The organism is Tenacibaculum sp. 190524A02b, assembly GCF_964036645.1.
Lineage (GTDB): Bacteria > Bacteroidota > Bacteroidia > Flavobacteriales > Flavobacteriaceae > Polaribacter > Polaribacter vairaonense.
The window spans coordinates 2,258,986-2,281,587 of sequence record NZ_OZ038525.1 but is presented as its reverse complement, the minus strand read 5'-3'; the positions used below and the strand labels follow the sequence as shown (position 1 = coordinate 2,281,587).

Annotated in this window: 25 protein-coding genes and 1 pseudogene; 14 read left to right on the top strand and 12 right to left on the bottom strand. The window is 29.0% G+C overall.

Annotated features, from left to right (window positions below):
• The first annotated feature begins 33 nt into the window (after positions 1–33).
• The 14 genes from ABNT65_RS09180 to ABNT65_RS09115 all read left to right on the top strand — a co-directional run bounded on the left by ABNT65_RS09180 (position 34) and on the right by ABNT65_RS09115 (position 11,001).
• Entirely contained in the window at positions 34–642 is a 609-nt protein-coding gene (locus ABNT65_RS09180) for a fumarylacetoacetate hydrolase family protein (RefSeq protein WP_348704478.1), read from the top strand.
• Between the two features lie 9 nt (positions 643–651).
• The gene (locus ABNT65_RS09175; protein ID WP_348737421.1) at positions 652–978 is read left to right on the top strand and encodes a hypothetical protein; all 327 of its coding nucleotides are present in this window, start codon (positions 652–654) and stop codon (positions 976–978) included.
• A 173-nt stretch (positions 979–1,151) separates the two neighbouring features.
• Positions 1,152–1,337, top strand: a complete 186-nt coding sequence (locus tag ABNT65_RS09170) for a hypothetical protein (RefSeq protein WP_348704480.1) — start codon at positions 1,152–1,154, stop codon at positions 1,335–1,337.
• Between the two features lie 303 nt (positions 1,338–1,640).
• Positions 1,641–2,888, top strand: a complete 1,248-nt coding sequence (locus tag ABNT65_RS09165; RefSeq protein ID WP_348704481.1) for a competence/damage-inducible protein A — start codon at positions 1,641–1,643, stop codon at positions 2,886–2,888.
• Between the two features lie 161 nt (positions 2,889–3,049).
• On the top strand, positions 3,050–3,289 hold the full coding sequence (gene rpmB / locus ABNT65_RS09160; RefSeq protein WP_105004371.1) for a 50S ribosomal protein L28: 240 nt from the start codon (positions 3,050–3,052) through the stop codon (positions 3,287–3,289).
• A gap of 27 nt (positions 3,290–3,316) precedes the next feature.
• Entirely contained in the window at positions 3,317–3,499 is a 183-nt protein-coding gene (gene rpmG / locus ABNT65_RS09155) for a 50S ribosomal protein L33 (RefSeq protein ID WP_348704482.1), read from the top strand.
• Positions 3,500–3,526: 27 nt separating this feature from the next.
• Positions 3,527–3,679: a DUF4295 domain-containing protein gene (locus tag ABNT65_RS09150; protein ID WP_348747720.1), complete on the top strand. Its 153-nt coding sequence runs from the start codon at positions 3,527–3,529 to the stop codon at positions 3,677–3,679.
• Between the two features lie 207 nt (positions 3,680–3,886).
• Complete coding sequence (gene ftsY / locus ABNT65_RS09145; protein WP_348704483.1) at positions 3,887–4,840, top strand: signal recognition particle-docking protein FtsY; 954 nt, start codon at positions 3,887–3,889, stop codon at positions 4,838–4,840.
• 174 nt (positions 4,841–5,014) lie between these two features.
• Complete coding sequence (locus ABNT65_RS09140; RefSeq protein ID WP_348747719.1) at positions 5,015–6,604, top strand: amidase family protein; 1,590 nt, start codon at positions 5,015–5,017, stop codon at positions 6,602–6,604.
• Positions 6,605–6,660: 56 nt separating this feature from the next.
• Positions 6,661–8,013, top strand: coding sequence for a 30S ribosomal protein S12 methylthiotransferase RimO (rimO, locus tag ABNT65_RS09135; protein WP_348704485.1), 1,353 nt, complete (start codon positions 6,661–6,663; stop codon positions 8,011–8,013).
• A 36-nt stretch (positions 8,014–8,049) separates the two neighbouring features.
• Positions 8,050–8,622, top strand: coding sequence for a Crp/Fnr family transcriptional regulator (locus ABNT65_RS09130; RefSeq protein ID WP_348704486.1), 573 nt, complete (start codon positions 8,050–8,052; stop codon positions 8,620–8,622).
• A gap of 149 nt (positions 8,623–8,771) precedes the next feature.
• Positions 8,772–9,689 carry a hypothetical protein gene (locus ABNT65_RS09125; RefSeq protein WP_348737425.1) on the top strand — a complete coding sequence of 306 codons (918 nt, stop codon included), beginning with the start codon at positions 8,772–8,774 and terminating at the stop codon, positions 9,687–9,689.
• Between the two features lie 4 nt (positions 9,690–9,693).
• Positions 9,694–10,086: a hypothetical protein gene (locus tag ABNT65_RS09120; protein ID WP_348704488.1), complete on the top strand. Its 393-nt coding sequence runs from the start codon at positions 9,694–9,696 to the stop codon at positions 10,084–10,086.
• Positions 10,087–11,001, top strand: coding sequence for an NmrA family NAD(P)-binding protein (locus ABNT65_RS09115; protein ID WP_348704489.1), 915 nt, complete (start codon positions 10,087–10,089; stop codon positions 10,999–11,001).
• 90 nt (positions 11,002–11,091) lie between these two features.
• Here the strand turns inward: ABNT65_RS09115 and ABNT65_RS09110 are convergent, their stop codons facing one another.
• The 12 genes and pseudogenes from ABNT65_RS09110 to ABNT65_RS09055 form a co-directional block, all read right to left on the bottom strand.
• The gene (locus ABNT65_RS09110) at positions 11,092–11,754 is read right to left on the bottom strand and encodes a LysE family translocator (RefSeq protein ID WP_348747718.1); all 663 of its coding nucleotides are present in this window, start codon (positions 11,752–11,754) and stop codon (positions 11,092–11,094) included.
• A 46-nt stretch (positions 11,755–11,800) separates the two neighbouring features.
• On the bottom strand, positions 11,801–12,709 hold the full coding sequence (locus tag ABNT65_RS09105; protein ID WP_348747717.1) for an alpha/beta hydrolase fold domain-containing protein: 909 nt from the start codon (positions 12,707–12,709) through the stop codon (positions 11,801–11,803).
• Positions 12,710–12,836: 127 nt separating this feature from the next.
• Entirely contained in the window at positions 12,837–14,069 is a 1,233-nt protein-coding gene (locus ABNT65_RS09100) for an alpha/beta hydrolase family protein (RefSeq protein ID WP_348704492.1), read from the bottom strand.
• 250 nt (positions 14,070–14,319) lie between these two features.
• On the bottom strand, positions 14,320–15,534 hold the full coding sequence (locus ABNT65_RS09095; protein WP_348747716.1) for an alpha/beta hydrolase family protein: 1,215 nt from the start codon (positions 15,532–15,534) through the stop codon (positions 14,320–14,322).
• A gap of 194 nt (positions 15,535–15,728) precedes the next feature.
• Positions 15,729–16,496 carry a hypothetical protein gene (locus tag ABNT65_RS09090; RefSeq protein WP_348747715.1) on the bottom strand — a complete coding sequence of 256 codons (768 nt, stop codon included), beginning with the start codon at positions 16,494–16,496 and terminating at the stop codon, positions 15,729–15,731.
• Positions 16,497–16,576: 80 nt separating this feature from the next.
• On the bottom strand, positions 16,577–17,140 hold the full coding sequence (locus ABNT65_RS09085) for a Crp/Fnr family transcriptional regulator (RefSeq protein ID WP_348747714.1): 564 nt from the start codon (positions 17,138–17,140) through the stop codon (positions 16,577–16,579).
• Positions 17,133–18,566 carry a serine hydrolase gene (locus ABNT65_RS09080; RefSeq protein WP_348747713.1) on the bottom strand — a complete coding sequence of 478 codons (1,434 nt, stop codon included), beginning with the start codon at positions 18,564–18,566 and terminating at the stop codon, positions 17,133–17,135. Before ABNT65_RS09080 ends, ABNT65_RS09085 begins: the two co-directional genes overlap by 8 nt.
• A 74-nt stretch (positions 18,567–18,640) precedes the next feature.
• The gene (locus ABNT65_RS09075) at positions 18,641–19,057 is read right to left on the bottom strand and encodes a GNAT family N-acetyltransferase (RefSeq protein ID WP_348747712.1); all 417 of its coding nucleotides are present in this window, start codon (positions 19,055–19,057) and stop codon (positions 18,641–18,643) included.
• An 83-nt stretch (positions 19,058–19,140) separates the two neighbouring features.
• A pseudogene (locus ABNT65_RS09070) lies at positions 19,141–20,435 on the bottom strand (IS3 family transposase).
• A 314-nt stretch (positions 20,436–20,749) separates the two neighbouring features.
• The gene (locus ABNT65_RS09065) at positions 20,750–21,199 is read right to left on the bottom strand and encodes a DMT family transporter (RefSeq protein ID WP_348704498.1); all 450 of its coding nucleotides are present in this window, start codon (positions 21,197–21,199) and stop codon (positions 20,750–20,752) included.
• A gap of 54 nt (positions 21,200–21,253) precedes the next feature.
• Positions 21,254–21,853, bottom strand: a complete 600-nt coding sequence (locus ABNT65_RS09060) for a Crp/Fnr family transcriptional regulator (protein WP_348747711.1) — start codon at positions 21,851–21,853, stop codon at positions 21,254–21,256.
• Between the two features lie 18 nt (positions 21,854–21,871).
• Positions 21,872–22,522 carry a hypothetical protein gene (locus tag ABNT65_RS09055; RefSeq protein ID WP_348747710.1) on the bottom strand — a complete coding sequence of 217 codons (651 nt, stop codon included), beginning with the start codon at positions 22,520–22,522 and terminating at the stop codon, positions 21,872–21,874.
• Positions 22,523–22,602 lie beyond the last annotated feature (80 nt).

The following is a 22,602-nucleotide window of genomic DNA, read 5'->3' as shown; positions in this document are numbered from 1 at the left end:
GTAATTTAAAATTGTTAATTCGTAATTAAATAAATGAAGATAATTTGTATTGGTCGTAATTATGCGAAACATATAGAAGAATTAGAGAATGAAAAGCCTGAAAGTCCAGTGGTTTTTTTAAAGCCTGATTCAGCCATTTTACCTAAAAAAATGCCTTTTTTTATTCCGCCATTTTCTAATGATATTCATTACGAAGTAGAAGTTTTAGTAAAAATTAATAAAGTTGGAAAGTATATTTCTCCAAAGTTTGCTCATAAATATTATGATACTATTGGATTAGGGATTGATTTAACAGCTCGTGATGTACAGGCAAAATGCAAAGAAAAAGGATTGCCGTGGGAAAAAGCAAAAGCTTTTGATGGTAGTGCTATAGTAGGCGAGTTTTTTCCAAAAGAAGAATTTGATGTAAATAATATTTCTTTTCAATTAAAGAGAAATGATGAAGTGGTGCAAGATGGCAATACACAATCTATGTTATGGAAAGTTGATGAGCTAATAAGTTATGTGTCGCAATACTTCACACTTAAAAAAGGAGATATTATTTTTACAGGAACTCCTGCTGGTGTTGGAAAAGTTGAAGAGAATGATGTATTGACAGGAATTATAGAAGGAAAACAAGCGTTTAGTATAAAAATTAAATAAAAATAAGCTATGTTAGGATTAGTACTCTTATATTTTATCGGGAAAAAATTTTATGAATTGGCAGAAGAATATAATAAGCATAAATGGGGAATAGCTATATTAGGTGTTGCAACTTATTATACATCTGCATTTATATTTGGAATGTTATTGGGTGTTTTTTTTATGTTAATTGAATCAAACTTTTTGGAAACAGCAAATGATTTGTTACTTGGTTTAATAGCAGCTCCATTTGGAATTCTCGGATGTTATTTAGTATATACAGGGCTGGAGAGAAACTGGAAAAAAAATAAACCAATGAATGATGGTTCCTTGATTGATCAAATAGGAGAATCTTAATTTTTAGAAAATAAAAAATAGCATACATATAAATAAATCTGTTGTGCATTTAGAAAAATTGTGCATATAAATTATAGTGTGGTGATTGCGATTTACTACTTTTTAGTGGTTTGTGTAGCTTTTTCTAAATACACAACGGGGTAACTAACTTGAATATTAGTAATAATAAAAACTTGAAAAAATTAGTTTGTTATGGAAATCAATTAACCGAATTGGACTTGAGTTCTAATACGGTGTTAGAAGGAATCAATTGTAATAGTACCCCAGAACTGGAAGTAGTAAATTTATCCAATGGAGACAATGGAAATATAACAGAAATGAAAGCTTTTGTTGGAACACCGGTGTTGACTTGTATATAGATAGATGAAGAGGGGAAACCTTCTGATGGTTGGGAAAAGAATTTTATAGTAAGCTATTCGGTTGTAGATTGTAGATGTTCAATAGTTTTTGAAGATGTAAACCTTGAAATGCGTTATTAAATCATACTTCTTTAATAGATTTAAATTAAGGATGGAAAAATAGAATGTGAAGAAGCTGAAAGTTTTTCAGGAACTATAAATTAAAAAAGGAAAACTCTTCGCTTAATAGTGAAGAGTTTTTTTTGCTATTAATCATATTATTGCTTTCTTTCCGTATTAAATCATGTAACTTTCAAATTAAATATGAAAGCAGAAATTATAACCATAGGAGATGAAATCTTAATTGGTCAAATTGTAGACACCAATTCACAATGGATTGGTCAAGAATTAAATAAAATAGGAGTTTCAGTATATCAAATATCATCTATTCAAGATGAAGAAAAACATATTTTAAACGCTTTAAATGAAGCAGAAAATAGAGCAGATATTGTCATTGTAACTGGTGGTTTAGGCCCTACGAAAGATGATATCACAAAAAAAACGATAGCGTCATATTTTAACGACAAAAATTTAGTAGAATACCCAGAAGTTATTGAAAACATAAAGTATTTATTTAAAAAGGTAAATCACCCTTTTAACGAAGTACAAAGATATCAAGCACAATTACCTTCAAAAGCTACTTTACTAATGAATCGTTTGGGAACCGCACCAGGAATGTGGTTTGAGGAAAATAATACTGTTTTTGTTTCTTTACCAGGAGTTCCTTATGAGATGAAAGGTTTAATGAAGTATGAAGTATTACCTAAACTACAAGAAAAATTTAAGTTACCTTTTATAATACATAAAACTATTTTAACAGTAGGTACAGGAGAAAGTGTAATTGCAGAAAGAATAGCAGCGTGGGAAAACAACTTACCATCTTTTATCAAATTAGCTTATTTACCATCTTATGGAAAAGTCCGATTACGTTTATCTGCAAAAGGAAATGATAAAAAACTTTTAGATGAAACAATGTCTAAGAATATTGAAGAACTAAAAGTATTAATCAATGATATTATTGTAGGAGTTGATGAAGAAGCATTATTAGAAAAAAGAGTAGGAGAGCTATTAAAAGAAAAAAATAAAACAGTAGCAACAGCAGAAAGCTTAACCGGAGGTAAAATAGCATCAACTTTAGTTTCAGTAGCGGGTTCTTCAGCGTATTATAAAGGAAGCTATATTACATACACGGCAGAGTTAAAAGAACAGTTATTAAACGTCTCTTCAAAAACAATTAATAATCATTCGGTTGTTAGCGCACAAGTAGCTGAAGAAATGGCTGTAGGATGTTTAGAAAAGTTACAGGTAGATTATGCAGTTGCAGTAACCGGGAATGCTGGTCCCACAACGGATCATAATGATAAAAGTGTAGGATTAGTGTATATTGCTATTGCAAGCAAAGAAGAAGTAATAGTAGAGGAATTTAACTTTGGAAAACCTAGAGAGAAAGTTATTAATAGAACAGTAACTAAATCTTTAGAATTATTACAAGTTATTTTATTAAAAAATTAGTACTTTTGCACCCGTTATGCTTCCAGAGGGTTAGATGCTGAACCCTAATAGTTAATAGATTAAAATAAAATAAAATTTAATCGAGAATATTTTTGTGCAATGAATTAAAATTCATAAATTTGCACCTCGTTTAGAAATAACACTATAAAACTGTCAAGAAGATGTCTAGAGTTTGTGAATTAACAGGAAAAAAAGCGATGGTAGGTAACAACGTATCGCACGCTTTAAACAGAACTAAAAGAAAATTTAACGCTAACTTAATGACTAAGCGTTTTTATATTCCAGAAGAGGATAAATGGATTACTTTAAAAGTATCTGCTTCTGCATTAAAAAATATTAATAAAAAAGGAATCTCTGCTGTTATCAAAGAAGCTAGAGAAAAAGGTTTCTTAACAAAATAATTCCTTACTAGATAAAATTTTAGAGAGATGGCAAAAAAAGGAAACAGAGTTCAGGTTATATTAGAATGTACAGAGCATAAAGGAACTGGACAACCAGGAACTTCACGTTATATTACAACAAAGAATAAAAAGAACACTCCAGATAGAATGGAATTAAAGAAATTTAATCCAATCTTAAAGAGAATGACAGTTCATAAAGAAATTAAATAATTAGCTACGGCACAAATTTTATAGAAAATGGCAAAGAAATCAGTAGCAACGTTACAGACAGGTTCAAAAAGATTAACCAAAGCTATCAAAATGATAAAGTCTCCAAAAACTGGAGCTTATACATTTGTTGAGGCTATTATGGATCCAACACAAGTAAACGACTTTATAGCAAAGAAGTAATTCTTGTAATACAGTTTAAAGAGAAGCTACTTTCAATTTTTGGGAGTAGCTTTTTTTATATATTTACATTTTGTCATTCTAATTGAAGTAAATAGAGAAATTCTCACTGTTTTAACTGTATTAAATAATTGTAAGGATGACAATTTGGCTATACTACCGTATTTGGTATAGTTTTTAACCTATTGTAAGCGATTATAAAATTTAAGAATGAGTTTTTTTAAAAGAATCTTCTCAAAAGAGAAAAAAGAAACCTTAGATAAAGGATTAGAAAAATCTAAAACAAGTTTTTTCTCAAAACTATCTAAAGCAGTTGCCGGAAAATCAAAGGTAGATGATGATGTATTGGATAATTTAGAGGAAATTTTGGTCTCTTCTGATGTTGGAGTAGATACTACGTTAAAAATTATTGATAGAATAGAAGAACGTGTATCTCGTGACAAATATTTAGGTACTGAAGAACTGAACCAAATATTACGAGAAGAAATAGCAGGTTTACTTTCTGAAACTAATACTGGAGACGAAACAGATTTTACGATACCTAAAAATACAAAGCCTTATGTATTGATGGTAGTTGGAGTAAATGGAGTTGGAAAAACAACTACGATAGGAAAATTAGCCTCACAATTTAAAAAGAAAGGGTTAAAGGTAGTACTTGGAGCAGCAGATACATTTAGAGCCGCAGCTATTGATCAATTACAAGTATGGGCAGATAGGACAGAAGTGCCTATTGTACGTCAAGAAATGGGGTCAGATCCTGCCTCTGTAGCTTTTGATACCGTACAGTCTGGAATTAATCAAGATGCTGATGTTATTATTATTGATACTGCTGGACGTTTGCATAATAAAGTGAATTTAATGAACGAGCTTTCTAAAATTAAAAGAGTCATGCAAAAGGTAGTCCCAGATGCTCCTCATGATGTATTATTGGTTTTAGATGGTTCTACAGGCCAAAATGCTTTTGAACAAGCAAAACAATTTACAAAAGCAACAGAAGTAACTTCATTAGCAGTAACCAAATTAGATGGTACAGCAAAAGGAGGTGTAGTTATTGGTATTTCTGATCAATTTAAAATACCTGTAAAGTACATTGGAGTTGGAGAAGGAATTGATGATTTACAAGTATTCAATAAGTTTGAGTTTGTGGATAGCTTTTTTAAATAAAATAGTAATAACAAGATATATAAAGCTCCTTTCTAATCATTTAGAAGGGAGTTTTTCTTTTTAAAGCTTTATATTTGGTAATCAAATAAATAACAAGTTTTGAAGAAAGTTTTTATAATCATAAGTGTTTTATTAATAATAAATTGTAGTAAAAAAAATAATAAAGAAAATTCTATGATAGAAGTAGTTAAAACAAGTGAAATAGCTGAAATAGCAAGACAACAAGAGCATGAAAACTCAAGAATGCGGTTTAAACTGATTCAGTCAAAATATTTAGACTTAAATAAAGAGTTTAAACCTTTTGAAAAAGATTTGGAGAAATTTACAGAAAGTGACTATATAAAATTAAAGCCATTAATTTTAGAAAACAATATTACCTCAATACAAAAAAACATTGAAGAAGGTAAACTTAGTTATGAAAAGTTAATCTTATTCTATTTGTATAGAATACGAAAGTTTGAAAAGGATACTACAAAAAGGTTAAATGCAATTATAAGCCTTAATCCTAATATATTAAAAGAAGCAAAAGAGAAAGACAGAGAAAGGCTTTTGGGTAAGGTAGATTCTCAAATTTATGGAATGCCAATTCTTGTAAAAGATAATATAGACATTATTACGATGGCTACTACTGCAGGGGCAGTTGTTTTTAAAGATAATTTACCACAAAAAGATGCATTTATTATTGAGAGACTAAAAAAGTCTGGCGCCTTAATTTTAGGAAAAGTAAATCTTAGTGAATGGGCATATTTTTTCTGTAATGATTGTCCTTTAGGATATAGTGCTACTGGAGGTCAAACATTAAACCCTTATGGAAGGAAGCGTTTTGAAACAGGTGGCTCAAGTGCAGGAAGTGGAGTTGCAGTAGCAGCAAATTATGCAGTAGCAGCCATAGGAACAGAAACATCTGGATCAATAACTTCTCCATCAAGCTTAAATTCAGTGGTAGGATTAAAGCCAACTATTGGTTTTCTTAGTAGATCAGGAATAGTCCCTATTTCAAGTACGTTAGATACACCAGGACCTATGACTAAAAATGTTGTTGATAATGCAATTCTTTTAGAAGCAATGATAGGACTTGATGTACTTGATAGCACTACTACTTTAACAAATAAGTTACCCAATGATTATTTTAATTTAAATTGGAGTAATGAATATTTAGAGGGGAAGAAAATAGGAGTTTTAACACCGTTATTAACCGATTCGATATATAAAAAGTCAGTACATAAAATAAAAGGAAGTAAGGCGGTTATCGTAGAATTATCACCTGATGAAATGAATTATGAAGGTTTCTTAAATTTATTGACAACAGAAATGAAGCATGATTTACCTCACTATATTAAATCATCAGGGAATGACTCTTTAAAAGTATCTAATGTAAAAGATATTGTGAAGTTTAATAGTTTAGATTTAGTAAAAAGAGCACCATATGGACAAGATTTGTTTGAAGGAATAGTTGCAGATACAACTTCAGTAAAAAAACTCTCTGAAATAAAAAATAAATTACAAAAGGAAGGAGAAAAGTATTTAGAAGCATTAATCACTAAAAAGGTTGATGTGGTTGTATCTATAAATAATAATCATTCAGCAGTGGCAGCTGTAGCTAAACTACCAACATTAACCGTACCAATGGGCTATAAAGAAACAGGAGAACCCATTAGTTTAACTTTTATCGGTAGGCCTTTATCTGAAAATGAATTATTAAAACTAGGATATGCATTTGAGCAATTGACGAAAGTTAGAAAAATACCAAATGATTATCAATAATTAAGGCAGTGTAAATCGTAAAAAAGCCGTAATTTTGCACACCGAATTTTTTTAAGATGCGTACAAAAACAGTAAAACAAAACAAAATCAATGTAGTTACTTTAGGATGTTCTAAAAACGTTTACGATAGTGAGGTGTTGATGGGACAGCTGAAAGCCAATGGTAAAAACGTTGTACATGAAGATGAAAATGATGATGGAAATATTGTGGTAATCAATACCTGTGGTTTTATTGGGAAAGCAAAGGAGGAAAGTGTAGATACTATTTTACATTATGCGCAAAAGAAAGAAAGAGGAGAGGTAGATAAAGTTTTTGTATCTGGTTGTTTGAGTGAACGCTATAAACCAGATTTAGAAAGGGAAATAACCAATGTAGATCAGTATTTTGGAACACATGATTTACCCAACTTGTTAAAAGTTTTAGAAGCGGATTATAAGCATGAGTTAATTGGAGAACGATTAACAACTACTCCTAAACACTATGCATACTTAAAAATAGCTGAAGGATGTGATCGCCCTTGTTCATTTTGTGCCATTCCGTTAATGAGAGGAAAGCATAAATCTACTCCAATTGAAAATTTAGTAACGGAAGCTGAAAAACTAGCGGCTAATGGCATTAAAGAAATTATGCTAATAGCACAAGATTTGACTTATTATGGGTTAGATTTATATAAAAAACGTGCGTTAGCTGATTTATTAAAAGAATTGGTGAAAGTGGAAGGAATAGAATGGATTCGTTTACATTATGCATTTCCAACTGGTTTTCCGTTGGATGTGTTAGAAGTAATGAAAAATGAGCCTAAAGTATGTAATTACTTAGATATTCCTTTGCAACATATCAATACAGAGATTTTAAAGTCTATGAAACGTGGTACAACACACGAAAAAACAACTGATTTAATCAAGAAGTTTAGAGAGTTTGTACCTAATATGGCTATTAGAACTACATTAATTGTAGGATACCCAGGAGAAACGGAAGAACAATTTCAAGAGTTGAAAGATTGGGTAGAAGAAATGCGTTTTGAACGTTTGGGAGCATTTGAATATTCACATGAAGAAAATACAGGAGCTTTTGCTTTAGAAGACAATGTACCAGCAGATGTAAAGTTTAGACGTGTTAATGAAATCATGGAAGTACAGTCACAAATATCTTGGGAGCTAAATCAGGAAAAAATAGGGAAAACATTCCGTTGTTTGTTTGATAGGAAAGATGGTGAGTATTACTATGGGCGTACAGAGTTTGATTCACCAGACGTAGACAATGATGTGATTGTTGATGCTAAAGAGTATTATATTAAGTTAGGTGAATTTATAGATATTGAAATTCATGATGCTGGTGATTTCGACTTATATGGTACACCGTTAGTAAAGCAAGAAAGACCTAAGAGTTTAAACCAAAAAAGAAAATAAAAACTATTGATATAAGTAATTAGTTATCTAGAATACATGGAAAAATTAATTAAATATATCAATAGTTATGTAACTTTAGAAAAAGATGATTTAACTGAAATTTTATCTTTTTTTGAATTTAGAACTCTTCAAAAAGATAAGTATCTTATTAAAAAAGAGCAGTTGGTAACTGATTATTATTTTATAGCTTCTGGAGGACTTATTATTTATGATGTTATAGAGGAGGTACAACATACTCGATACTTTGCTTTTGAAAATGAATTTATAGCAGACATTTCTAAAATAAAAAATAGAGAGCGTTCTAATTCTTATATTAAAGCGATAGAAAAAACAGAAATTTACAGCATTTCGTATCAAAAAATGGAAGACTTATATAATAAGTTTCCTTTATGGCAGAAGTTTGGTCGATTAATTTGGGAAGATGCTTTTGCAAGTGTTTTATATGGAATTCATAATTTTCAATCACTAACAGCTAAAGAAAGATATTTAGATTTATTAAAAAGATCCGATTTAATTTTTAGAGTACCTTTAAAAGATCTTTCTCTTTTTTTAGGAGTAACACCACAATCTTTAAGTAGGATCAGAAAAGAAATTAGTGAAGCTAAATAATCCTTAGTAGTATACACCCAAGTTTTTGTATTCTATTGTTATATCAATTCTGATGTAATTTTAAGTTGTAAATGGTATTAATTACCAAATGGTAATTTAACGAGGCTTTATTCAGCCAATATTTGTATTGAATTTAATTAATACAAATTATGGTTAGAAAAAAAATTGGAATTTTATTCATGTTGCTGTTAGGTAAAGCCTACGGGCAAGTAACAGGCGATGTTTTTGTCTCAGATAGAGACAGAGATATGTTTTATGCACATTATACACCAGAAATAAATAACAATCAATTATACGATTATCAAAGGGTAAGTACAAAGTTTAGTTTCCCACTTTTAAGATCTCAAAAGTTTGGTGTTTTTAATACTATAGGTATGGATTATCACTCGTTATCCTACAATTCCTTTAAACCTTCGTTTTTAAATAGTAAAGCATCTTACTATAATGTAAATTATAGTGTGTTGGCGCAGTATCGAATTGCTGAAAACTGGTCAATAAATGCCTTAATAATGCCGCATGTTATAGGAGATTTCAACAGAGAGTTGACAGATAATGATTTAAAAATTAATGGAATTCTATTTGCTGAAAAACGATTTAAAAGTAAAAATCAACAAAATTATTATGTGTTAAGCTTTGGGATAGGTTATCTAACTCTTTCGGGAGAAACTATGGTAAATCCAGTACTTAACTTTTCAGGGAACTTGAGAAATAAAATCACGTTTGCTGTTGGTTTACCCAGTACATATATAAAGTATAACTTTAATAAAAAACATGCTGTTAAATTACTAGGAGAGTTGAATGATTTTACGGTGAATATAGATAAGCTAGTACAAAAACGTAATGGTAGTGGATTAAGAGTAACTAAAAATATTTTTACTACTGCATTGGTCGGTGTAGAATATAATTACTGGTTAACTAAAAGTATAGGCATATTATTTAGAGGAACACATTCAATATTTGAAAAGCATGAGTTTCAGAATGATGAAGATGAGGTAATATATGGATTTGACACTTCGCTAAAATCATATATTTCTGTAGGATTAAGAATAAACCCATTTAGAAGATAATGTTATGAAAACAGTAAGTTTAGACGAAAATAGTTTTACAACAAAAACTTTTATAAAGGCTATTGTACCAGCATATTTATTTCCAGGGGTAATGGCATGGTGCTCAGGTTGGATGATAAAAAATGAAATAGTGATGAAGAATAGCTTTGTTAGTATTGCTATTCCTTCATTAATAGCAACGGTGATTAGTTTTCTAATACTTTGGCTAATGCAGCGAATAAACAAGTTTCCTGAAAATAAGTTTGTAAGAGTAGGATTGTTGCTAGTAATTATAATGAGCTTAGCATTGGTAACTATAGAATTAGGAAACATGCAAAACTATAGGTTTGATATTCTGTTATCATCACTTATAGGAACTGTAATTATAACTTGGAAAGTAAAATTAAAAAAGAGGTAAATGAAAGAATTAAGTAAACCTACTATTGTTGTTTTCGGAGCAACAGGAACAGTAGGTTCTGAGGTAGTAAAAATTTTGAGTAAAAGAAATTGTCATGTTAGAGGAATATTAAGAAGTCCAGAAAGAATACTGCCAAAAGAACTAAAAGAACTGGAAGGAGTAAGTTATGTAGCTGCAGATTTAAAAAATAAAGAACATATAAAGCAAGTATGTAGTAAAGCGGATGCTATTTTTTTACTAACAGCTACTTCTTTAGACCAAATTACTTACGAAACCAATATAATTGAAGTAGCGAAAGTACTTAATATAGAAAGAATAGTAAAGTTATCAGCACCAGTAGTACCCAATAATATACATGTAGAAGTCAGTGATTGGCATCGTAAAATAGAACGAGAATTAAAAGAAAGTAAGTTAGATTATTGTGTTTTACAACCACATTCATTTATGCAAAATTGGGAACGAAATACATTTACGATAAAACATTTTGGTAAAATTTATGGGGTCATGGGAGAAGCAGTAAGAAATTACGTAGACGCCAGAGATGTGGCAGAAATAGCTGTAAAATACTTGTTGAAGTCAACTAAATTGAATGAAGAAGCGCTGGTAATATCAGGGCCAGAAGCGCTTTCTCATCAAAATATGGCAGAAAGATTATCGTATGTTACAGGTAAGAAAGTTAGTTATGAAGATATTTCTAGAGATGCATTTTTGCATAAGTTGACAAAACAAGCAAAACTACCTAAATGGTTAGCGTATCATATTGTAGAGCTTGATGTTTTAGCTCAAAAATGGTCTGAACCTACAACAGACACGGTAGAGGTTATTTTAGATAGAAAGCCAAGAATTATAGATGCCTATTTACAAGAAAAAAGAGAGTTATTTTTACCAAGTAGATGGAGATCATTAACGTCTTAAATTGATATAGGGAGTCAAAACAAAATATGATATTGTAAAAACCATACAATTCCAAAGAGCATTGTATGGTTTTGTTCTGTTGTAAAACAGTTATTTGATGCTAGTAGCGTTTTTATTTGGCTGATTAATAGTTAAGGTTATTAAACCTAATAAAATATATATGCTACCAGTTATAATTTTTTGTTTTCTTAAATATTCTTTAGAATCAGAAAACCATTTTGACATTTTAACTGATAGTATAACATATAACATATCACTTGATACTGCATAAATTGTAAACAAAATACCAAGAAATAATATTTGACTCGCATTACCACCTCTTTCAATATTAATAAATTGAGGAAGAAAAGAAAAGAAAAATATGGCTGTTTTTGGATTAAAGGTATTCACTAAAATACCTTCGTAAAATATTTTACTAAGCTTGGTATTTTTTGTATTTATCACAGGTTGTTCTTCAGTAGGTTTCTCTACTAACTTTTTAATGCCTAAATAAATTAAATAAAGGGCACCAGCATATTTTATAATTGAAAAAGCAGTAGCGGAGGCTAATAAAATAGAGGATATACCAATGGCTGCAAACAGAACATGAATAATGCTTCCTATTCCTATACCAAGAACAGAGGCAATCCCTGCCTTAAAACCTTGTTCCATACTTTTAGCGATGATATATAATACGGATGGGCCAGGAATAAGAATTAAAAATGAAGCAGCAGCTAAAAAAAACAAGATGTTATTAATATCAGGTATAACCATAATATGAGTAGATTAGGTGATTTAGTTTGTTATTTATTTTTGAAAACTAATTTAGATAATCATTGTCATTATTATTTATAATATCAATGATATTTTTTAAGGAAGTTTTAGCTTCTTTCATTACAGGTAAAAGAGGCCATATATGTGGCATGTTTTTTCCTTCAATAACTAACAAATCTATATTAGCAGCTTTCATTTTTTGTATGGTTAGCTTTTGATCTGGGTAAGTGATGTCATTTTCAGCAATGCATAAAACTGTTTTAGGAAAGTTCTTAAAATTACCATAGATGGGCGAAATAATTTCATTTTTTAAATCTTCATTGTCAACACACATTTTTTTTGCACTTACTACCCCTTTTATTGATAGCATTGGATCTTTTGCATTTATTTTTTCTATTTCTGGATTAGACATGCTAGCATCCATTACAGGAGAAATTAAGATTATTTTATTTGGAAGTTTGTTGTTTTTTATGACTAGTCTTTGCATTAAGCAAGTAATTAATGTACCTCCCGCAGAATCTCCGATAAATGAAATTTTATTAGGACTATATTGTTTTAAGGCAGTATGATATATTGAATCAATGTTTTTAGTGATAGTGGTTATTTTGTTTTCAGGAGCTTTAGGATAATCACACATCCATATTATGTAATTGGTTTTTTTAGCTATTTCTTTAGCAGTATCCCAATGATGCTGAGCAGGGCCAGAAATAAAAGCACCACCATGTATAAATACTAATAATTTATCAGAGTTTTTATTTAAACCAATTTCAGTGATTAACGTTTCAGAAACCTTAAAAGTTTTTAGTTGATTTTGTTTAGAAAATTTATAGCAAGGGTAGTGAACATCCTCCTTTCTAATTTTTTTATAGTCTATAGGTATATTACTAAAGTTCTTTTTTATTCCCTTAAATTTAATAACCAATAAAGTAAGATAATATGTTAAGCTTTGTTTCATGTTAATTTGCTATAAACCTTCAGAATATTGTTTAAAATTAACTAAAAATAATTCAGTTTCATTTACTTTTAAATAAAAAACAAGCCTTTTAAAGGCTTGTTTGGATTAACAATTATTTTGAATTTATTTATTTTTTAAGATTTTTACTTTTAAATTGTTCAAAGAAGCCTATAGTTGCATTATTATATTGAGGAGTTATGTTACTATGATCACCATCTTCTATGCCAATAAGTTTAATGTTTGCTCCTTTAGAGGTCATTTTGTCGTAAGCTTTTTGAGCATTATAAAAAGGGACAAAATTATCTACTTTTCCATGAACTAATAAAACGGGTGCTTCTGGCATAAAATCATAATAACTATTATCTTTCATAGCGGCTATCATTTTAGTTGCTGTTCCATTTTTTATATCATTTACAAAATCTTTATTAAATACTTTTTGGGGGTTTGTAGAGTTTAAATCGGTGAAAACACCTTCGTTTTTAATAACATCAGCATATGGTTTTTTATAAATATCATTGTAATTTAAATTAATATTGTAAATATCATTATAACAATCTATTACCCATAAGTAAAAGTTTAAGTATTTTAACTCTTTATTAGTGTCCATTGTAAATTCCATAAAGGCTTTTTTATCATAAGCACCAGCACCACAAGAAGTAGCTGTTACAGTAAATTCATCAGAATGTTTATTTTGCAAAAGTCTATGTAAAGCCATAGTTGCAGAAGCTCCTTCAGAATAACCCGTTAAGAAAAGTTTGTCAGAAAGATTACTATCATCTTTTAAAGCTATAAACTCTCTTGTAGCTCTAATCATATCTCTTGATGCTGTGGCTAAAGACTCACCATGTTCATACGGGTGTTCAAATATTTCAGAACTACCATAACCAATGTAATCAGGCAATACAGAAATGTAACCAATAGAAGCAAAAACGGTAGGAGAGACATACAAAGGAGCACTGTTTAAAAAGTTAGAAGGAGGATAATTAGAAACTTCAAGTGTTTCATGTTGATAACTTAACATGTCCATCGTTTCTGATGTATTAGGGATTAGAACTGCTCCTGAAGCTTTAATTTTAAAGCCACTTCTTACATAGTTTGTACTGTAAATAATTTTATAAACTTTTACTCCATACTTTAATTTATTCGCTATATCAGAAGAATAATCTACATTTTTAGTAAATGAAGCTTGTATTTCAGCTAAACTATATTCACCTAAAAAGCTAGCTTCTATTAAGTAACCAGAGTTATTATCTGGAGTTATAGAATTTTGTTTGAGATCGTAATTTTTACAAGCAACAAAACTTGTACAAATGAAAATGAAAAGAGTAAGGGGGATACTTAAAAAGTTTAGTTTTTTCATAATACTAAATTGTGATTTTGATTTGAGTTTTAATTTATTTTTAAATAAAAAAGACTGAATATTAGTTGAATTTGCAAAGTATTTGCAATAAGGGATACTAATATTCAGCCGATTTTATAAAGTGTAAATTCACAAATATTATACCTTAATCATAATTTAGAGTAAAAAAGTATTGTTGTTTTTTTACAAAATTCATCTATGAAAAAATTAGTTACAATATTTGTTCTCTTGCATAAGGGAAATATAAATTTTAGAACTTTTTAAAAAAGGTTATTGTCTCTAGATTGTATTGTTGAGAAATGTTTGAATGATTTCCTTTTTTTATTTTTTTTAAGGTTATATCTACTCCATTAGCAATCATAGTATCATAAGTGTTTTTAGCGTTGTAAAAAGGAACAAAATTATCTTTTGTACCATGTACTAATTGAATAGGAGAATTAGATACAAAATTATAATAACTATTGGCTTTCATGGCATTAATCATTTTTGTTTCAGTGCCATTCTTTATATTGTTTATAAAGCTTTCTTTAAAAATATCTTTTGGGTTTTGGGAACTTAAATTAGCAAATACTCCTTCAGTTTCAATAACAGAGTTAAAAGGTGCTTTATAAATATCACTATAACTTAAGTTTATATTGTAAATTTTATTGTAAGTATCCAATACCCATATATAATAGTTTAAGAAGTTTAGTTGTTTATCTTTAGACATGGTAGCTTCAAGAAAAGCTTTTTTGTCATAAGCTCCAGCTGCACTGGAGTTAGCAGTTACAGTAAATTCATCAGGATGTTTTTCTTGTAAAAGTTGATGTAGTGCCATGGTAGCACTAGCTCCTTCTGAATAACCAGAAAGGAAAAGTTTTTTAGAAACATTGATTTTGTTCTTTTTTTCAATAAATTCTCTTGTAGCCCTAATCATATCTCTAGAAGCGGTAGCTAAAGACTCACCATGTTCATAAGGATGTGGGAAAGAGCTAGAGCTACCGTAACCTATATAGTCTGGTAATACTGTAATATAACCTATAGAACCAAAAATGCTGGGTGATACATACGATACTATACTTTGTGTAAAGTTTGAGGGAGCTTCTCTGTTATCAATAATGGTACCGTGCTGGTAGCTTATCATATCTAAGGTTTCAGAAGTATCAGGAATAATAACAGCACCCGAGGCAACTATGCTTTGTCCATCCAAATATTCTGTATAATAGGTAATTTTATAAACTTTTAGTCCATATTTTAAAGAGTCAATTAGTTCAGAAGGAAAATCTTTGTGTTTTATTAAAGCAGGTTTTAATTTCGTTAGGCTGTACTTTCCAATAAGATTAGCTTTAATTAAATACTGGAGGTTTTTAGACGAAAAACTTTCAACTGATTTCATTGAAGGATTAAAACTTGGAGAGGTACATGCTAAGAAAATAGAGTTAGTAGCTAAAATTAAGTAAATACGTAAAAGTCTTAGTTTTTTCATAATACTAAATAAGTTTGATTTTGTTGGGTTATTAATAAAAAAGGCTGAGTTAATAGTATATTAAAAAGTGTAATTATTTCTTATACTAAAAATCAGCCTTGTTATAATAAAGTTACTTAAATTTTAGAGGTTAATTACATATAATTGATGAATTTATTGGTGTTTTTTTAAGTTTCAAATGAATGTCTATAAAGCTAAGTTATCAGTTTGTATAAAATAGGCATAGCTCCTACATTATTAGTATAAAAGTTATCTAAAACATATAGTTTAAATGTTTTTTTAAATAGTAAGGAAGGAAGAATATCTATTAGAGTATCCCATCTACAATGATTAATAACTGTATAGTTCGAGACATTTTTATTCAATGGTAGCATTAATTCAGAGTTGTTTAATTTAGTTTCTTTTTCAAACCATCCAGCTGTGTAATTCCATACTTCTAAATTTTGTTCAACATCTTCAGCGTAAAAATAATTGAACAAAAATACACCCTGTTTAGCATGATCTACATCATCAATTCTTCTAATGTTTTTAGCAGTGGTATAATGAAAATGAATACTATTTTTCTCAAAAAAAATAAGTGAGTTTTTAAAATATTGATGGTTTATTAGTTGAGTTAAAGCTTCTTTTGAATTGACTTTAATTAACAATGCAATATCAAATTTAGCAATAGGTACTTTGTGGCTGTTTTCATCAATATATTTACCTTTTCCAGGAGGAATTAATAAAGCCTTAAAAACATTGGCCTCTATAACATTAGAATATTTTAAAACTTCAGAACAAAAAAGAGTAGCTTTTTTTAAAATTTTCTTTTTAAGCTTACTTTCAAATAAGAAAAAAGGAAAAGGAGAGTGGTCAATTTCTAAAGCTATATGTATGTAGTAATGTGGAGATGGATTCGTTAATGTTACATGATCATAATTTAAATGGCGGTTTACAATTTTTAATGTTGAATAAGTTTTCATCTCAAGTTGTTTAATAGGTTAATACGCTAAAACAAAATTCGATGAATAAAAGAGTTGATTTTTTAACAAATGCTAAAAAATCATTTCTTACTTCTAATTCTACTAAGTGTAACTTGATTAATTCCCAAGTACCTTGATAAATCCCCTAAAGAAATCCTATTAATAATATCAGGGTGATGTTTTAAAAAATTAGTATATCTAATATGTGCATTAGCTTCTAACATCTCACTAATTCGGTTTATCATATTAACATGCGCTCTAGTTAAAAATTTAGAAAAAAATAAAGCTAATCGAGTGTTTTTTGCAGATAACTTTTCAAATTCCCTATAAGGAAGTAGCGTACAATGAACAGTTTCTAGAGCAATAATTTGATATTTACTAGGGATATTTTCAGTAAGGCTTTCTAATTCTGTAAATAAAACATCTTCTTGAAAAAAACGCATTACAAATTCATTATTACCAGTATCAAATGATAGTTTTACAAGTCCACTATTAATACAAAATAGATGGTTACAATAGCCATTAGGTTTTTGTAAAAAATCACCTCTTTGATATGCTTTTTCTACACATAAATTTGTTAATGTCTCTATAGTATTTTTTTCTAGAGCAATAGTATTATTAATAAAGGCAATTAGATTATTCATATAACTGTTTAATTTTTGCTAACATTTTTTTTGCGTTTTTATTGTCAGGATATAGCTCTAAAGACTTTAAATAATTTTTGGTAGCCAAGTTATACTTTTTTTGAGTAAAATAAGCTTCAGCAAGACTATCAAACGCATTATATGAGTTAGGGTATTCTTCAGTATATAGTTTTAAAATGGTAATTGATTTTTCTATCTCATTATGGTTTAAATAATAATATCCTAAACCATTCAAAGCTCTTTCAAAGTTAACTTTTTGATTTTCATTTTTAATTTGCTTATATTTTTTGAAAGCTTCTTTATAAGGAGTTAATAAAAAGGCTAGTCTTATGTCTTCATTTAACATTCTATCTTTTCTAATTAAGGAAGAATCAGATAATCCAGAGATGTAGGTAATGGCATTACTAATAATAGGATTATTTTTAAAACCATTAGATAAAATAATTATAGTTAAATCATTGTCTATAAATTTCATCAACGCACTAACACCACCACCAGCAAAGCCATAATATTTTTTCCCTTCTGGACCAAAAATACCCCAACTATATCCAAAAGGTGTATTGTCATTTTTGAACTTAAAGGGCGTTAACATTTTAAGTTTAGACTCATTTTGTAGTAGTTGATTATTGTCAAATCTTGTATTCCAATCTATCAATGCGTTTAAATTAACATTCAAACCATTACCAGCTATGGAACGTTCTCCTGCATTGTAAGTAGTCATTTCATACGTGTTGTGCTCTTTGTTGAATTGATATTTAGCAACTCGATTAGGAATAGCAGTTAAACTATTGGATGCAAAAACTACAGGATAAGTACTGTTAAATTGATTTTTGATGATGAAATCATCAAATTTTTGATTACTTACTTTTTCAATAATTTGTTGAAGAAACCAGAAGTTGGTCTGATTATATTGAAACTTATTTCCTTTTTCAAAAAGAAGAGGCATGGAAGCCATTTTAGAAATTAAAGTTTGATTAGACATTGAGGTATCAAAATCTTTATACTCAGGTAAGCCAGAAGAGTGTGTTAACAGGTGTTCTATTTTTATATCCTTCCAGAGAAGAGGAAGTTGATCTATATATTTTGAAATGGGATCTTTTAAATCAATCTTTTTAGCTTCTATTAATTGAAAAACAGCAACAGCGGTAATTAATTTAGTAGTTGAGTAGGCTCTAAACAAAGTACTATCCGTAACAGGAACATTATGAGGTATATTGGCTAAGCCATAATTTTTCTTATGAATAATTTTTCCTTTTTTAATTACAGCTACAGCTATACCAGGGATTTTATCAGCCTTAATAATTGAATTGATGTAAGTATCAATTTCTTTATGAAACATTTTAGGGGGTTCATTTTTATGTTTAGCACAAGAGTTTATTAAAAAGCCAAGTATAAGTAGTGTATAAATTGAAGTTTTATTTTTCATATAATTTCAATGTTTTTGGTTGAGTCTCTATATACTATGACTTCAGTTTTTTACAATTGTTACAGTTAGTGATGTTATTCATTCAATAAATAATTCTCCATTAAAAAGTCAAAAGTAAACCCCAAATTTAAATACATATTTTTAGCCATTTCAGAAGCTTGTAGGATAGCAGTATCCATATTTTTATCAATAGCTAAATTGATGATTTCTTTCATAATTTTAGAAGCAAAACCTTTATTTCTTTGAGAAGGAATTATACCTAAACTGTGTATACCGGCTATTTTATAAGTATTAAATAGTACTACAGTTCCTATAATTTCCTCTTCATTAAAAACAAGAAAGTACTGAATATCTTTTAAGGTTTTTAATAAAGTTTCTACAGAAATAATATAATTAAAAGCTTGATAAAAAGTATCACTCCATAAAATAGCTTCTTCTTTATTATGTACTTGAATAAAATTTAATGGATTATGAAATTGATATTTTTTCATATTCCTTAAATCCAAATGCATACCATATTGAATTGATTGACTAGTCCTAAATAACCGTTACAGTTATTTATTGATTAAATATATTAAACATCATCTAAAGTTATAGCTTTAGATGATGTTTTTTTTCGATATGATTTTATTTTCATAATGTTTTGTTGATGTGCTTGGTCAGGAGTTTTAAAATGACATGACCAATGCGGTCTTTTAGAGTTATAAATAGTTATTGATTATTTTACTATTTTCTCCATTATCTTAATATCTAGATTTGTAGTATTGGTAAAGAACTCTTGTTTCAAGATTCCATTAACCCTTTCAGCTATGGCATTTTGATATGGATCATATGATTCTGTCATACTGCATTTAAGCTTTTGTTTTGACAAAATATCTTGATAGATGTTACTACAGTACTGTATCCCTCTATCTGAATGATGGATAAGTTCCTTCTCTGGATATACTCTGTTTTTTATAGCCATGACCAAGGCTTTTACAGTTGAGTTCACCGCTAAAGTTTTATCCAAATGGTATCCCACAATTTTCTTAGAATATGCATCTGTAATTAATGATAAATACATAGGTTTTTTACGGCTCCCTAAATAAGTAATATCTGCTACCCATACTTGTTCTGGTCGATTTACTTCCAAAGTTTCAATAAGATTAGCATGTTTTCTAAAACGATGATGTGAGTTGGTTGTAATATGGTAACTTTTTTGTCGTTTTATCAATAGTTTATTAGCTCGTAAAATATCAAATAATCGATCCCTTCCTACACCTAAACTGCCTAATTCTTCTGAAAGAATATAATACAGTTTTCTTGTTCCAATTCTTGGCTGTTCCATTCTTACATCCTTAACCAACTCAACAACCTTATTGGCTATGGTGTGAGCTTTGGTAACTCTATAATTAGCTCGATAATACACCTGCCTACTAAACCCGAGTAATTTACAGGTGGAAGAAATACTTTCTTTCTTTTGTAAAACAAACATATCAATTACTCGGTTTTGGAGTTTTTTCTGATAGGAATCTTATACTCTTTCTCAGCTAAATCAATCATCATATCAAATAGTATCGCTTTCTTCTCTACTGCTGCTGCTTGAGCTTTTAAACGATTATTTTGCTTTTCTAATTGACGTAATTTTTGTTCTAACTCTAATAGTTTTTGTTCTGGTGATTTTGGCATAGTAGATGGTGTTTGATGATCCCAATCAAAGTTACCATATTTTCTTAACCATACTAAAACAGTGCTACGACCTTGAATCCCATATTTAAGTTGAGCCTGTTTGTAAGTTAGTTCGCCTTTTTCTACTTCCGATACAACCGAAAGTTTAAAACTCATAGTATAATCTTTCTGTGTACGTTTGCGGTAAATATTGTCATTCATAATGTTACATAATTGTGTAACGCTATTTCAGGACGAGACAGATTTAATAGAAAAAGAGGGAGTATCTACAAGAGAACTTTTTTGTTTACTTCGGTTAAAATAAGAAAAAGTAACACCTTTTAAATTTGTCATTTGTTTTTTTAAATCATTAACAAGAGTATGGTTTAAAGGTGTGTTGATCCAGATTCGATTAGGCCAGCTTGAATTTTTTAAGTAAACTGAATGTATTTCATTAGCAGTATAATAACAACTAAAAGTTTTTCCAGCTATCTTCCATAACGTTGTTAAATTTTGGATGTTAAGTTGATATGTGTTCATTTTAAATTAATTAATATAATACCCATTACCATGGCAATTGTACCTATAATCTTTTGTATAGTTATAGGTTCCTTAGGGAGATTTAGCCAACCAAAATTTCCAGCTACTAAAGAAAAAAGCAATTGCCCACAAAGTCCCATAGCAATCATTTTAGATATTCCTAGTTTAGGAATGGTATAAAAATATAGAGAAATACCAGCCATACTAAATAATCCACCAATAAACCATAAGTACCAAGGTATGGTATGTATTATATGAAGATTTATATTATTTGTATTAAAGAAAAAAAAGAATAATCCACCTAATATCGCACTTGTAATAGAAGTAGCTATAACAGCTATTATAGGTTGTTTTAATGCAGTACCTAATTGGGTGTTAAAACCGGCTTGAACAGCAAGAAATATTCCTCCAATAAATGCCAGTAGATAGATTACTAATAATTTCATATTACAAAATTCCGTATAGCTAGCTACTTTTTCCTTTACATATGTTGATTGGGATTAATTTTCTTGTATTTTTTTCCTTATTCTACTTAACTGAGTTGCTGTAATTCCTAAATGAGAAGCAATATAGAGTAAAGGAATACGCTTTTCAATATTAGGGTACTTTTCTATAAAGCTTAAGTATCTTTCACTAGCTTCTTTTAATACAATGGTTGTTTCGCGTTGTTCTTTATCAATAACCCAATTTTTTTCCAGATAAGCAATGTAAAAATTTTTAAAATCATTAGTAGTATCAATAAGTTTCTTGTATTGATGGTAATTAAAAGAAATGAGTATAGAATCCTCAATTGCTTCAAGTGAAAATTGAGAAGGTTTTTGAGTTAAACAAGATACTGTAGAACTAACAAAATCTCCTTTTAAGAAAATGTTTTTATGATATTCTTTACCATCTTCGTTTAAAAAATTAGAAACAATAGTTCCTTTATAAAGAATAGAAACTTGTTGCGCAATTTTACCAAAAGGGAGTAATGTATCTCCTTTTTGTATATGTTGAACTTTAGCAATAGTCAATAATAAGTCAATAGATGTTGAAGTTACTTGATAGTAATTCCTTATCGTATCTTTTACAAATGTTTTATAATTAGGTAGTTCTTCCATTAAAAAAGTTAGCATTACTTATTTACGAGTAATAGGTTTAAATTTTTTGTTCCAATATACAATATATAACGTTCCTATTAGCGTTGGAATTATCCAAGCAATTACAGTTTTAATTTGTAAACCAGCCACTATAAAAGCTGTTACAGCAGCAATTAAAGCACCTATCATTCGTCCAATATGACTTTTAATCCAAGCGTTTTTGTTTTTAGTAAATGTTTTAAAAGTTTGAAAATCTTTTAAAGTCATAAAAATACCAAAACCACCAAAAAACAGATAAAGAATACTATTATCTACTTTTTGTATACTACCTATAACTCCAATTAAAGTCATTATTATAGAAATAAAAAACATGACTCCAGAAATAGATTTGTCAATAGCATCAGCTTTTAATTTTGTTTTGCTTTTTAAAGTAAGTGCTCTATTACCAGAAAGAATCATATATATAGTAAATAAACCAATTAGAAATAAAAATAAGTTTTTATGATTAGGCATCCTAGCTATAATTAGGGAAATTAGTGAGCTAAAAATCATTGCATAAGAAAATATTTTGCCTAAAATTTTATGAGGAGTGTTTCCTTTTTTTAGAATCACATTAGCAATTCCTGATATAAGTCCTATACCTCCTAAAAAAGCATGAATATAAATTGAAAATTGTATTACCTGTTCCATTAGTATTAGTTATTTAACAAGTTAAAAGTCTACATATAATTTTCCGTATAAAAATCTCTAATACTGAATTGTAGTTTTAT

Coding starts and splice junctions, on each gene's coding strand:
- rpmB (WP_105004371.1), top strand. CDS start 3,050: ATGTCTAGAGTTTGTGAATTAACAGGAAAAAAAGCGATGGTAGGTAAC.
- ABNT65_RS09140 (WP_348747719.1), top strand. CDS start 5,015: ATGATAGAAGTAGTTAAAACAAGTGAAATAGCTGAAATAGCAAGACAA.
- ABNT65_RS09110 (WP_348747718.1), bottom strand. CDS start 11,754: ATGGTTATACCTGATATTAATAACATCTTGTTTTTTTTAGCTGCTGCT.
- ABNT65_RS09060 (WP_348747711.1), bottom strand. CDS start 21,853: ATGGAAGAACTACCTAATTATAAAACATTTGTAAAAGATACGATAAGG.
- ABNT65_RS09085 (WP_348747714.1), bottom strand. CDS start 17,140: ATGAATAATCTAATTGCCTTTATTAATAATACTATTGCTCTAGAAAAA.
- rpmG (WP_348704482.1), top strand. CDS start 3,317: ATGGCAAAAAAAGGAAACAGAGTTCAGGTTATATTAGAATGTACAGAG.
- ABNT65_RS09130 (WP_348704486.1), top strand. CDS start 8,050: ATGGAAAAATTAATTAAATATATCAATAGTTATGTAACTTTAGAAAAA.
- ABNT65_RS09080 (WP_348747713.1), bottom strand. CDS start 18,566: ATGAAAAATAAAACTTCAATTTATACACTACTTATACTTGGCTTTTTA.
- ABNT65_RS09180 (WP_348704478.1), top strand. CDS start 34: ATGAAGATAATTTGTATTGGTCGTAATTATGCGAAACATATAGAAGAA.
- ABNT65_RS09095 (WP_348747716.1), bottom strand. CDS start 15,534: ATGAAAAAACTAAGACTTTTACGTATTTACTTAATTTTAGCTACTAAC.
- ABNT65_RS09090 (WP_348747715.1), bottom strand. CDS start 16,496: ATGAAAACTTATTCAACATTAAAAATTGTAAACCGCCATTTAAATTAT.
- ABNT65_RS09100 (WP_348704492.1), bottom strand. CDS start 14,069: ATGAAAAAACTAAACTTTTTAAGTATCCCCCTTACTCTTTTCATTTTC.
- rimO (WP_348704485.1), top strand. CDS start 6,661: ATGCGTACAAAAACAGTAAAACAAAACAAAATCAATGTAGTTACTTTA.
- ABNT65_RS09175 (WP_348737421.1), top strand. CDS start 652: ATGTTAGGATTAGTACTCTTATATTTTATCGGGAAAAAATTTTATGAA.
- ftsY (WP_348704483.1), top strand. CDS start 3,887: ATGAGTTTTTTTAAAAGAATCTTCTCAAAAGAGAAAAAAGAAACCTTA.
- ABNT65_RS09125 (WP_348737425.1), top strand. CDS start 8,772: ATGGTTAGAAAAAAAATTGGAATTTTATTCATGTTGCTGTTAGGTAAA.
- ABNT65_RS09115 (WP_348704489.1), top strand. CDS start 10,087: ATGAAAGAATTAAGTAAACCTACTATTGTTGTTTTCGGAGCAACAGGA.
- ABNT65_RS09165 (WP_348704481.1), top strand. CDS start 1,641: ATGAAAGCAGAAATTATAACCATAGGAGATGAAATCTTAATTGGTCAA.
- ABNT65_RS09150 (WP_348747720.1), top strand. CDS start 3,527: ATGGCAAAGAAATCAGTAGCAACGTTACAGACAGGTTCAAAAAGATTA.
- ABNT65_RS09065 (WP_348704498.1), bottom strand. CDS start 21,199: ATGAAATTATTAGTAATCTATCTACTGGCATTTATTGGAGGAATATTT.
- ABNT65_RS09105 (WP_348747717.1), bottom strand. CDS start 12,709: ATGAAACAAAGCTTAACATATTATCTTACTTTATTGGTTATTAAATTT.
- ABNT65_RS09120 (WP_348704488.1), top strand. CDS start 9,694: ATGAAAACAGTAAGTTTAGACGAAAATAGTTTTACAACAAAAACTTTT.
- ABNT65_RS09055 (WP_348747710.1), bottom strand. CDS start 22,522: ATGGAACAGGTAATACAATTTTCAATTTATATTCATGCTTTTTTAGGA.
- ABNT65_RS09075 (WP_348747712.1), bottom strand. CDS start 19,057: ATGAAAAAATATCAATTTCATAATCCATTAAATTTTATTCAAGTACAT.